The following is an 11,623-nucleotide window of genomic DNA, read 5'->3' as shown; positions in this document are numbered from 1 at the left end:
CCGGACAGCAAGAGGGGGGCAGAAAGCCCCCCTCCGCATCCGTCTTGTCACCCGGGGTCAGTTTGGAAGCAGGTCGGGCACGATCGTCACGATGCCGGGGAAGAACCACAGGATCGCCAATCCGATCACCTGGATCCCCACGAAGGGTATGACCCCGCGATAGATGTGGCCGGTCGTCACCGATTTCGGCGCGACCCCGCGCAGGTAAAAGAGCGCGAAACCGAAGGGTGGCGTCAGGAACGAGGTCTGCAAGTTCACCGCGATCATGATCGTCACCCATTTCGGATCCAGCGTCCCGCCATAGATCACCGGCCCCACGATCGGGATCACGATGTAGATGATCTCAAGGAAATCGAGCACGAAGCCGAGGACGAACAGGATCGCCATCACCAGGAGGAACACGACCCATTCCTGGTCGAATGCCCTCAGGAAGTCCTGAATGTAATGTTCGCCGCCGAAGGCGATCAGTGTCAGGTTGAGAACCTGTGAGCCGATGAGGATGGTGAAGACCATGCTCGTGACCTTCGCCGTCTCGCGCACCACCGGCCCCAGAACGCTCGTTCGCAACAACACCCAGCAGGCAAAAAGCAGCCCGAAGAACGAGAAGTGGTAGGCGATCTGCGTCACGATATAGGCGATGTAATCGGCTCCGGTGACGGATTCCCGACCGAGGCGCAGATCGAAATTCACGCCGACCAGGATCATGATGACCACGGCGAAGCTGGCCCAGATGATGATCTTGGAGCCTTTGCGGTCGTCGCCGAGTTTGCGATAGGCCGCCAGCATGATCGCGCCCGCGGCCCCCAGGGCGGCGGCGGGCGTCGGGTTGGTGATCCCGCCGAGGATCGAGCCCAGAACCGCGACGATCAGCACGAGCGGCGGGAAGACGACCCGCAACAGGTCGTTCTTCGAAAGCCGGAGCACCGCGTGGTAGCAGCCATAGATCGTCAAGGCGAAGGGGATGGCGAGGAGCACGAAGGTCGCCCCCGGCCCGGTCAGCGGCGTGATGAGGGCGATGTCGACGATCACCGCCAACACGACACCCAACCCGCCCACGATGAGCGGAACCGGGTTGGATGACGGCGAGATGCCGCGCGCCAGGATCAGCGTCAGCGCAAGGATGGTGAAGAGCGCAGCAACGCCCGAGCCGATGGGCGCCGCGGCGGCCAGTGCGGCGTTGGTCGCGGCTTCCAATTCCTCGGGTGAACGCTCGTGGGCGGCCTCCGCCCCCCCGGCCTCGTCAATGGCGGCCTGTTCGGCAACCGCGCGGTCCCAGGCGGCTTGGCCATGCAGGTCGATCATTGCGGCCGCGCATTGCTCGGGCACATTGGTCCGGAGCGAGGCGCTCTCGCCCGCGTCGGAGTAGCTGGAGACGTTGATGGCCTGGCCACCGATGATCCCGGCCGACGCCATCAGGCTGACACCGATGATCAGGGCCGCGGGCAGACCGAGGAACCAGGTCAGCGCCTCGTTGCGCGTGACCGGCTCACCGGTGCCCTCGCCCATCTGCACGGCGGGCGCGCGGGACGGGAAGACAAGCGCGTAGCCGAACGCATAGGCGCCATAGAGGAAGGCCAGGAAGATGCCCGGCAGAAGGGCCGCCTGGAACAGCGTGCCGACCGACAGAACGGCCGGTTCGCCCAGGAAGGTCAGCGCATCACGGCACCCCGCAAGCTGCGCCCGCGTCTCCTGCCCCGTGGCGTATAGGTCCCCCGCCAGCGTGCCGAGCAAGACGATCACGATGGAGGGTGGAATGATCTGCCCCAACGTGCCGGAGGCGGCAATCACACCGGTCGCAAGCTCGGGCGAGTAATTGTTGCGCAGCATCGTTGGCAGGGCCAGCAGGCCCATGGTCACAACCGTCGCGCCGACGATGCCGGTGGAGGCGGCAAGAAACGCGCCCACGATCACGATGGACACGGCCAGACCGCCGGGCAGCGGGCCAAAGACGCGCGCCATGGTGGTCAGCAGGTCATTGGCGATCTTGGAGCGTTCCAGCGTGATGCCCATCATCACGAACATCAGAACCGCCAGCAACGTCTCGATGGACTGGCCTGCAATCACACGCTCGTTCATGCGGTTGACGATGAAGGCGAGGTTGCGGTCCAGCGCGGTTTCCCAGCCTTGCGGGAACAGCGGCTCCCCGTATCGCGGCAATTCGGGGTATCGGAAGACGGATATGCTTTCGCGCGTCACCCCTTCGGCAACGAGAGCGGCGTATTCCGCGGAACTGGTGTCGATGGCCTGGTGGATCAGCAGGCCCGAGCTGTCCAGCGCCGCGATGATCGCGAACGAGATCACCCCTGCCCCGCCGATCGAGAAGGCCACCGGGAAGCCCGTCATGATCCCGCCAAACAGCGTGAGGAACACGATTATCAGGCCAATTTCGACCCCGTCCAATCCAAACAGCATGGCTGTCCCCAATCCTTCGTCGTTCTTATTGGCGGCCCGTTTCGGGACGCTCTAATTCTTCGCTCAGTGGATGGCGGCCGCGGCTTCCGCGTCCTCATCGCCGAGCACATCCTTGTCGAGGTTCTTGCCTTCCGAGGCCTCCCCCTCCTTCCATTCGAGATACGACCGCCACAGCATCGCCCAAGCCTGGAGGAAGACCAGGATGCAATAGGCCACGATCAGCACCTTGAAGAGGAAGTAAGCGTTGAAGCCATTGGGGCTGAACCCGATCGTCTCCACGTTCCAGCGCAGCGCGCGGGCCTGCATCAGCATCCGGTCCAGATCCGACGAAGCCGAGGGGTTGGGCACCACAAGGTGCCGCCACATGAAGAACCACGCATACATGTAGGTCAGGACAATCGCCGGCATCATGAAGAACACCGCACCGAACATGTCGATCACCTTCTTGGTGCGGAATTTCACGGCGGCATAGACCAGGTCGACCCGCACATGTCCGCCCTGCACGAAGGTGTAGCTGACGCAAAGGCAGACAATGAGGGCGTTGTAGAGTTTCAGTTCTTCGGACCACCAGCTGAGGTCCTGGGTGAAGCCGATCCCGATCGGGCCGATCCCGATCTCCGCCACCCGGAAGATGCGTTGCAAAAAGACGATCATTACCTGTTGCAGGACCATCAGAAGGCCCGCCCACGCGGCAAAACGCCCGATGCCGTTGGCGAAGCCTTCCAGCACCCCGACGGCGCCCCACAGGAATTCGCGCTTCCAGAAGCCGATGAAAGTCAGCGTCAGGAAGAAGACCAGAACGACGAAGAAGAATTCGACGGACCCGCCGTAATACATGAACCGTGCCAACGCCTCGCCATCGGACCAGTTCAACCACGCGCCGGGATCAAGCAGGGCCCGGACAAGATTGACCGGTGCCATGGCCAGGTTGGTCAGCACCCATAAAATGGCGTCGAGCATGGTGATCGCCCCTCAGCAGTCGGTCGAAGTGACCCGTGGGATCCAGCCATGTTGTCCCCGGCGGGATCAGCGGGTTTTGGAGGGACCCCGCCCGGCACGATATTCGGCGGGCGGGGTCGATATCAGGTGCGGATCAGGGGATTAGCCCAGAACGCGGTCACGCTGCGTGCGGTAGGTGCCTTCGGCAGCCGTGATCCAGCTGGAGGACGACGCCATGGATTCCATCGCGCTTTCGCGGATGCGCGCGAACAGCTCGTCGCTCATGTACTCTTCCAGCACTTCGTTGGAGGCCTGACCGAACGCATCCCAGACGGAATCGGGGAATTCGCGAACCTGAACGCCACCATTGACCAGCTGCTGCAGGGCCGAACCGTTGTTGGACAGGAACTGCGACAGCGACCACTGGTGCGCTTCTGCGGCGGCGACTTCGATGATCTTCTGATGCGCGGGGCTCAGCTCTTCGAAGACTTCGCGGTTGGTCGCCAGCGACAGACCGGCACCCGGCTCGTGGAAGCCCGCGGTGTAGTAGGTCTGCGTGATTTCCTGGAAACCGGCCGATTGGTCCGCCCAGGGGCCGATCCATTCGGTGCCGTCGATCGCACCGGAGGCCAGCGCCTGGTACACTTCCGCGCCGGGAAGGTTCTGCACCGATGCGCCAAGACGACCGAGCGCCTGACCACCGAGGCCCGGCATACGGAAGCGCAGGCCGTTGAAATCCTCGGGGCTGGTGATTTCCGAACGGAACCAGCCACCGGCCTGTGCGCCGGTATTGCCCGCCAGGAACGACTTCAGGCCGAAGATCTGGCCCAGTTCGTCATGCAGCTCGTGCCCACCCATGTGGTAGTACCAGTTCACGAGTTCCTGCGCCGTCATGCCGAAGGGCACGGCGGTGAAGAAGGCGTAACCGGGATGCTGGTTGACGAAGTAGTAGTCCGCACCGTGGTACATGTCCGCCTGACCGGAGGTCACGGCGTCAAACACCTCGAACGCACCGACGAGTTCGCCGGCGGCGCGCAGGTCGATGGTCAGAGAGCCATCGGACATGGCGGTGATGCTGTCGGCAACGTGCTGCGCGGCGTCATGCACGCCAGCCAGGCCGCGACCCCAGGTCGTGACAAGCGTCAGCGTGCGGTTGCCCTGGGCATAGGCCGGAGCGGCCAGCGACGTTGTGGCAGCGGCGGCACCGCCAACGGCGGACGTGCGCAAGAAAGAACGACGATCCATGAGTATATTTCCTCCCCGTTTGGATCTTTCCTCCCGACCCCTCCTGGGCCGTGGATGGTTTATAAGTGTCGGCACGTTAGCGAAGGCAGGCCCCGTCGAAAACAGGTTTTCTTGTCTGAACGGGTGTTTTTTGTAAAATTTTCTTACCAATTTCGCCCAAAACACCCGTTACACGCCTGAGATAGTTGCATTTTGCGCTAACAGCACTTGGTGGAAATGATCGGCAAACGGCGGAAATTATGCCCAAATAATAGGCGCTTAGCAAATTGCTTGGTTGACGTACGGGTAACAATCCTCCGAATCTCCGCGGCGTTTCATCACAATATTGCGTGATCAACGCTGGACCGCAGAATGCTGCGGCGTTGCGGAGCCGCCGAACCCCGAACGGGACAAGCCGTTGGATGACGAACCAACGCGTGTGACACGCGCACCGTCCGCACCAAGCTCAACCAAAAAAGGGCCGCCCGAAGGCGGCCCTAGCTGCGCGAGTTTGCAATCGGCGACTCAGCCGATCGCCGCGCCATCCTCCCGCCAAACGGCGATCACGGAGGATCGGGGGAGCGCGTCACCGCCGTCGGGCCAGGTGCCGCCGGGGTGCTGGATGCCCACGAACGCGACCGTGCGATCGGCGTTCCACGTCAGACCCGTCACTTCCGAGCCCGAGGGACCGGACAGGAAGCGTGCGATCTCTCCACTGACCGGGTCGCCCACGAGCATCTGGTTGTTGCCCATCCCGGCATAGGGGCCTTCGTTGCTGTCGTCCCCATCGGTCTGGATCCAGACCATGCCGTGTGTGTCGACCTGCATCCCGTCGGGCGAGTTGAACATGTTGCCCTCGGTCACGTTGTCCGACCCAGCATAGGGCCCCATGCCGACAACGGGGTTTCCCGCCATAACGTAGAGATCCCAATCGAAGCCGTCCGCCCCGTGGTCTTCGCCCGCCGGGCGCCAGCGGACGATCTGGCCATAATGGTTGTCGACGCGCGGATTGGGGGAGTTGGGCGCGTAGCCCGCCGGATCGCCGCCCGCATTGGTGAATCCCTCGGCCCGACGGGAATTGTTCGTCAGGCAGCAATAGGCCTCGGGATGGACGCCCGACACCGCGATCCATTCCGGACGGTCCATCGTGGTCGCCCCCACGGCAGAGGCCGCCTGGCGGGTATGAATGCAGATCATCGCCTGATCCATCGAGGTCGCCTCGGGCGTCAATGCGCGCCATTCGCCGGTGCCATCGTCATGGAAGACCGCGGCGTAGAGCGTGCCGTCGTCGAGCAGCCCCTCGGTCGAGCCGCCCTCGCTGTAGGTCCCGTTGGAGACATAGCGGTACATGAATTCGCCACGCTCATCATCGCCCATATAGACGACGACGCGGCCATCGGCGGCCAGGGTCATCGCGGCGTTTTCGTGCTTGAAGCGCCCCAGGGCGGTGCGTTTGACCGGCTGCGCCTCCGGATCGGCGGGGTCGATCTCCACGATATAGCCGAAGCGGTTGGCCTCGTTCGGCTCCTGGGAGATGTCGTAGCGCGCGTGATAGAGCTCATAGGCATAGCGGCTGTCATGGTCGATGCCGTAGCGATCGAATCCCTCGGGCAGCGCCAGCTCCGGATCGGTGGACCCGAAATAGCCGTTGAAGTTCTCCTCACAGGTCAGATACGTGCCCCAAAGCGTTCGCCCCGACCCGCAATTGTTCATCGTGCCAAGCACCTGCGTGCCACTGGGGTCGGCGGAGGTCTGCAACAGCGCATGACCGGCGGCAGGTCCCGCGATGGTCATCGGCGTGTTGTGGTGGATGCGGCGGTTATAGGGGCTGTCGACCACGACCTCGTAGCCGTCCTCCCCGCGCGCCACTTCCATGACGGAGACGCCCTGAAGGTTCATCAACGTCATGACATCATCGGCGGTCGGCGGCACGCCCTCCCCCCGGTCGGGGATGTTGATGGCGGGGTTCACATATTCATGGTTGATCGCGATGACTTCCGCCCCGTCGATCTCAAACAGCTCCATGCCGTCGGTGTTCTCTCCGAACATCAGGTCGGAGCCGTCGACGCCATGCCCGTTGGCGAATTCCGGCGCATTGGAAAACAAAGGATCCCCCCACCGGGCGACCACGCGCCAGATATAGCCTTCGGGGACGTGAACCTCGTTGTCCGTGAAAATCGGGATCGGGTTGAACGCAAAGCCCGCGCCTTGCGTGTCGGCCATCGCCGTCGTGCCCCGCAGAAAACCGGTGCCCATCACCGCCGCGCCGGACCCGATGGCGAGGATGGAGCCGAGGAAGCCGCGTCGGCCCATGGCGCGATCAACAACCTGGTCGAAATCCGTGGTCTCGGGGGCCGGACGCACCTTTTCGTCCCAGTCGTCCCAACTCAGGTCGCTCGTGTCGATATCTTTCATCTTGGATAACTCCCCTGGATGCGCATTGCGCGACCCGTGCCGCGCCGCGACGGACGCTACCGGGGGATTGCGACAGGGATGTAATGGTCTGACGACAGATTGACGACAGGCGGCCCGCTGACAGAAGTTTCGCAAAACCGCCGATCCGCGACATTTTATTCCGGGACTCGCCCTTCCACCGCTTGACGCCGCCGGAGCAGCTTTCTATCGTCCCGCCCACGCGATAACAGGAGCCTCGGACATGTCCGGCATTCTCGTACTTGTAGAAAAAAGGCGCATGGGTCGGTAAACCGGCATCCATAACGGAACCCATGCGCCCCCGGATCAAACCCCGGGGGCTTTTTTGTGTCGCAGACGAACGGTGAAGCGCGAAGAGAAGGACCAAGCGCAATGTCAGAGCAAATGACCGGAGCGAAGATGATCGTCGAGGCCCTGAAGGAACAGGGCGTCGACACGGTATTTGGCTATCCCGGCGGTGCGGTCCTTCCGATTTACGACGAGATTTTCCAGCAAAACGCGATCCGGCACATCCTGGTGCGCCACGAACAGGGTGCGGTCCACGCGGCCGAGGGGTATGCGCGGTCCACCGGCAAGCCCGGCGTGGTTCTTGTGACGTCCGGGCCGGGCGCGACCAATGCCGTCACCGGCCTGACCGATGCACTGATGGACTCGATCCCGATTGTCTGCCTGACGGGCCAGGTGCCCACCTTCATGATCGGCTCGGACGCGTTTCAGGAGGCCGATACGGTCGGCATCACGCGACCCTGCACCAAGATGAACTGGCTGGTGAAGGAGACCGACGCGCTGTCCGACACGATCCACCAGGCGTTCCATATCGCCACGTCCGGGCGTCCCGGCCCGGTTCTGGTCGACATCCCCAAGGATGTGCAGTTTGCGACCGGCAGCTACACGACCAAACCCAAGGCGCGCGTCAGCCATTACCAGCCCAAGATGAAAGGCGATATCGAGGTCATCACCGCGCTGGTGGAGGCGATGGAACAGGCCGAGCGCCCGGTTTTCTATACCGGCGGCGGCGTCATCAATTCCGGCGACAAGGCCAGCGCGCTGCTGCGTGAATTGGTGGACGCGACGGGCTTCCCGATCACCTCCACCCTCATGGGTCTGGGCGCCTACCCCGCCTCCGGCGACAAATGGCTCGGCATGTTGGGGATGCACGGCACCTACGAGGCCAACCTGGCGATGCATGGCTGCGATCTGATGATCAATATCGGCGCGCGGTTCGACGACCGCATCACGGGCCGCATCGCGGATTTCAGCCCGAATTCGATCAAGGCCCATATCGACATCGACCCGTCATCCATCAACAAGGTGATCCATGCCGATTTCCCAATCATCGGCGATGTGGCGCATGTGTTGGAGGATCTGCTGCGGGTGTGGAAGGCGCGCGGGCGCACGTCCAATTCCGCCGCGGTGCAGACGTGGTGGACCCAGATCGAGGCATGGAAGGCCGTGCGCTGCCTGAATTACACGCAGGAAGGCAAGACGATCAAACCGCAATACGCCCTGGAGCGGTTGGAAGCGCTGACCAAGGACCACAAGGCGCGCTACATCACGACCGAGGTGGGCCAGCACCAGATGTGGGCCGCGCAATTCATGGGCTTCGATGATCCGAATCGCTGGATGACCTCCGGCGGCCTTGGCACAATGGGCTACGGCTTCCCGGCTTCGGTCGGCGTGCAGGTGGCCCATCCGGATGCGCTGGTCATCAACGTGGCCGGTGAGGCGAGCTGGCTGATGAACATGCAGGAGATGGGAACGGCGGTGCAATACCGCCTGCCGGTCAAGCAATTCATCCTCAACAACGAGCGCCTCGGCATGGTCCGCCAATGGCAGGAACTGCTCCACGGAGAGCGGTATTCGGAAAGCTGGTCCGAGGCGCTGCCCGATTTCGTCAAGCTGGCCGAAGCGTTCGGCGCGAAGGGCATCCTATGCTCCGACCCCGCCGATCTGGACGACGCGATCATGGAGATGCTGGCCTACGACGGCCCGGTGATCTTCGATTGCCTGGTGGAGAAGCACGAGAACTGCTTCCCGATGATCCCGTCCGGCAAGGCCCATAACGAGATGCTCCTGGGAGAGGCCGAGACGCAGGGCGTTATCGACGCGGGCGGCGGGGTTCTGGTGTGAAGACACCCGCAGCTTTCCTGTCGGCGGGTCTGGCCTGTCTCCCGATTGTCGGGCAGGCCGATCCGTTTCGCGGGCTGACCGTGGGGGCTGATGTCAATCTCGTCGATGTTGTTCTCGGCGATCCGGAAAGCGACATCACCACGGCGCAAGGCGTCCGCGTTCGGGACTACGAGATCAGTGGTGGCGCAGAGGCGCTCGCACTTAGCGTGCGGGTCTGGATCGCCCCAAACGGAGAAACCCTCGCCATGCGCGCGGAGACATATCGTAGTGAGGCCGGCATCGAGATTGGCGCAACCACCGTCAACGACCTCCTTGCACACGTTGGCGGGCGAGCGGCGTTGGACATGGCCCATACACTGATGTTGCCCGTCGATGATCAATGGTCCTGGCGGGTTACATGGCCGGTCGCGGGCGTCCCGCGCGAATATCTGCAGCTGACCTTCACGGCGGACACCCTGCCCGAAGATCAGCTTTCGACTTACGTCCCGGATGAGGCGGTCTTGTCGGCCATCATGGTGATGTCCATGTCCGTAGCGGGCCAGTCACTCGACCTCCACACGCTCAACGGAGCCGAACAGCGCCGGATGGGGCGCTCTATCAGGGATCTTTTGAACGAATGAATGCCGCAGATGCACCAAAGGCCGCTGCCGCGCGTCTCTCGCGATGTGCCGGCGCTGCGACGCTGGCCGCCTTGGCCCTTTCAGCACCGGCAAATGCACAGGGCGCCGTCGATGCCCTCTTCGACCTTCTGTGCGGGCGAACCGTGCATTTCTACGACGCCTCCGGCAACCAGATCGAATACACGGCGGGCGACGGAACGGCCTATCTGTGGTTCCACGGGATCGAGGACGTCATCGTGGGGACCTGGGGCGTCTATTCCGATGCGGAGGTCGCGGAGCGCGGCAATGACGGCTCGGGCGACGAGGGGCGCGATGGCGGGCTGGACAGCGGCGATCTGTTCAACACGCCGACCTCGGGCGCGCAGGTCTGTTACGAATATGCGCCCGGCGCGTTCGGGCCATTCGATCCCGGCGGCTTCCATTGCTTCACGGAGCGGGACCTTTTTGAAACCGTGGTCGAAGGCGGCGTGTTCCCGGGCGACCGCTATGGCCTCAGGGATGGGGAGCCGCCCTACCTGCTGCCCGAACATCCTTTCGTGGCGCTCGAAAGCTTCGACGCCGATTTCCCGCAGCTTCCCCCCGAACCGGCCTGCGGAGTTCCGATCTCATGATCCGCGCGCTTGCCCTTTGCCTGTTGGTCGCCTTGCCCGCCTCGGCGCAGGATTTCCGCGGTCTGCGCCCCGGCATGCCCGCCTCGGCGCTTGGGCCGATCGGCGAACCGCTTGAACTGCTGCAGACGGACGAGGGATACAGCGCGATCTACCCCCTGCCGTTCGAACAACGCTTGATGGTCGATTATTCCCCCGAGGACGGCGTGCAATTCGTGGCGACCTTCGCCGCACCGAACGCGCCCGACGCGCCGGAGACGGGCGGTCTTCAATTGCGCGCCATGACGCTGCGCGACGTGGTCGACCGCCTGGGCGGTGACGCGGCCCGGATCGAGACACCGGGCCTGATCTTCGCCGACCCACTGGCGCCCGGTCGCCTGTCGCTTGTCTACGACATACCCGATCAGCCAGACCTCGTGCTGTTTCTCGATTTTGCGGGCGAACGCGCCCTGGACCGGGACGTGGCACCGGGCGACAGGTTGGACGCCTTCGCTGACACGGTCTTCGTCGCGGCCAACCTGACCTTCTGGTCGCAAGCCGACAGCCTGCGCCGCCCCGCCGATTTCTTGGACGACGCGCGGGACGACCCGATCCTCTTCCCGGTTCCGCTGGAGGAGGCGTTCCCGCCGCTCCTGCCCTGACCCTTGCCATTTGAGACCTGCGGCGGCAAAGACCGCCCGCAAAGGAGACCTGCCCATGCCCCTCAAGATCGAAGAAGGCTCCACCAGCCATTCCGCCTATGACCTGCGCTCGCACATGTCCGACGAGATCGAGACCCATACGCTTGCCATCCTCGTGGAAAACGAACCCGGCGTGCTGGCGCGCGTGATCGGCCTGTTCTCGGGCCGGGGCTACAACATCGAGAGCCTGACCGTGGCCGAGGTCGACCATGGCGGACACCGGTCGCGGATCACCATCGTTACCTCCGGCACGCCGCAGATCATCAACCAGATCAAGATGCAGCTGGAGCGCATGGTGCCGGTCCACGAGGTCGCGGATCTGACGGTCGAAGGCCCCTTCGTCAGCCGCGAACTGGCGCTCATCAAGGTCATCGCCAAGGGCGAACACCGGGTGGAGGCGCTGCGCATCGCGGAGATCTTCCGCTGCAACGTGGTCGATTCAACCCTTGAAAGCTTCGTCTTCGAGCTGACCGGCATGCCCGAGAAGATCGACGCCTTCACCGAATTGATGCGACCCCTGGGCGATGTGAAACTGGCCCGGACGGGCGTGGCCGCGATTGCGCGCGGTCTCTGAGCG

At 63.5% G+C, this 11,623-nt stretch carries 9 protein-coding genes; 5 read left to right on the top strand and 4 right to left on the bottom strand.

Features of this window, described 5'->3' with window-relative positions:
- Positions 1-57: 57 nt before the first annotated feature.
- The 4 genes from KUW62_RS05935 to KUW62_RS05920 form a co-directional block, all read right to left on the bottom strand.
- Positions 58-2,412, bottom strand: coding sequence for a TRAP transporter large permease subunit (locus KUW62_RS05935; protein WP_224814587.1), 2,355 nt, complete (start codon positions 2,410-2,412; stop codon positions 58-60).
- A 63-nt stretch (positions 2,413-2,475) separates the two neighbouring features.
- Complete coding sequence (locus KUW62_RS05930) at positions 2,476-3,372, bottom strand: TRAP transporter small permease subunit (protein WP_224814586.1); 897 nt, start codon at positions 3,370-3,372, stop codon at positions 2,476-2,478.
- Positions 3,373-3,513: 141 nt separating this feature from the next.
- Positions 3,514-4,596, bottom strand: coding sequence for a TRAP transporter substrate-binding protein (locus KUW62_RS05925; RefSeq protein ID WP_224814585.1), 1,083 nt, complete (start codon positions 4,594-4,596; stop codon positions 3,514-3,516).
- A 504-nt stretch (positions 4,597-5,100) separates the two neighbouring features.
- The gene (locus tag KUW62_RS05920) at positions 5,101-6,990 is read right to left on the bottom strand and encodes a PhoX family phosphatase (RefSeq protein ID WP_224814584.1); all 1,890 of its coding nucleotides are present in this window, start codon (positions 6,988-6,990) and stop codon (positions 5,101-5,103) included.
- Between the two features lie 390 nt (positions 6,991-7,380).
- Here KUW62_RS05920 and KUW62_RS05915 point away from each other — a divergent pair, with 390 nt between their 5' ends.
- The 5 genes from KUW62_RS05915 to ilvN are packed head-to-tail and all read left to right on the top strand — an operon-like array spanning position 7,381 to position 11,620.
- On the top strand, positions 7,381-9,138 hold the full coding sequence (locus KUW62_RS05915) for an acetolactate synthase 3 large subunit (RefSeq protein ID WP_224814583.1): 1,758 nt from the start codon (positions 7,381-7,383) through the stop codon (positions 9,136-9,138).
- Positions 9,135-9,758, top strand: coding sequence for a hypothetical protein (locus KUW62_RS05910; protein ID WP_224814582.1), 624 nt, complete (start codon positions 9,135-9,137; stop codon positions 9,756-9,758). Before KUW62_RS05915 ends, KUW62_RS05910 begins: the two co-directional genes overlap by 4 nt.
- Positions 9,755-10,369, top strand: coding sequence for a hypothetical protein (locus tag KUW62_RS05905; protein WP_224814581.1), 615 nt, complete (start codon positions 9,755-9,757; stop codon positions 10,367-10,369). Before KUW62_RS05910 ends, KUW62_RS05905 begins: the two co-directional genes overlap by 4 nt.
- Positions 10,366-11,007 carry a hypothetical protein gene (locus KUW62_RS05900; protein ID WP_224814580.1) on the top strand — a complete coding sequence of 214 codons (642 nt, stop codon included), beginning with the start codon at positions 10,366-10,368 and terminating at the stop codon, positions 11,005-11,007. The genes KUW62_RS05905 and KUW62_RS05900 overlap by 4 nt, the downstream gene beginning before the upstream one ends.
- A 55-nt stretch (positions 11,008-11,062) precedes the next feature.
- Positions 11,063-11,620 carry an acetolactate synthase small subunit gene (gene ilvN / locus KUW62_RS05895; protein WP_224814579.1) on the top strand — a complete coding sequence of 186 codons (558 nt, stop codon included), beginning with the start codon at positions 11,063-11,065 and terminating at the stop codon, positions 11,618-11,620.
- Positions 11,621-11,623 lie beyond the last annotated feature (3 nt).

The sequence above is a fragment of the Hasllibacter sp. MH4015 genome (genome assembly GCF_020177575.1).
Taxonomy (GTDB): Bacteria; Pseudomonadota; Alphaproteobacteria; order Rhodobacterales; family Rhodobacteraceae; genus Gymnodinialimonas.
This window is presented reverse-complemented; position numbering and strand designations above follow the sequence as displayed.

Coding starts and splice junctions, on each gene's coding strand:
- ilvN (WP_224814579.1), top strand. CDS start 11,063: ATGCCCCTCAAGATCGAAGAAGGCTCCACCAGCCATTCCGCCTATGAC.
- KUW62_RS05905 (WP_224814581.1), top strand. CDS start 9,755: ATGAATGCCGCAGATGCACCAAAGGCCGCTGCCGCGCGTCTCTCGCGA.
- KUW62_RS05900 (WP_224814580.1), top strand. CDS start 10,366: ATGATCCGCGCGCTTGCCCTTTGCCTGTTGGTCGCCTTGCCCGCCTCG.
- KUW62_RS05930 (WP_224814586.1), bottom strand. CDS start 3,372: ATGCTCGACGCCATTTTATGGGTGCTGACCAACCTGGCCATGGCACCG.
- KUW62_RS05925 (WP_224814585.1), bottom strand. CDS start 4,596: ATGGATCGTCGTTCTTTCTTGCGCACGTCCGCCGTTGGCGGTGCCGCC.
- KUW62_RS05915 (WP_224814583.1), top strand. CDS start 7,381: ATGTCAGAGCAAATGACCGGAGCGAAGATGATCGTCGAGGCCCTGAAG.
- KUW62_RS05935 (WP_224814587.1), bottom strand. CDS start 2,412: ATGCTGTTTGGATTGGACGGGGTCGAAATTGGCCTGATAATCGTGTTC.
- KUW62_RS05920 (WP_224814584.1), bottom strand. CDS start 6,990: ATGAAAGATATCGACACGAGCGACCTGAGTTGGGACGACTGGGACGAA.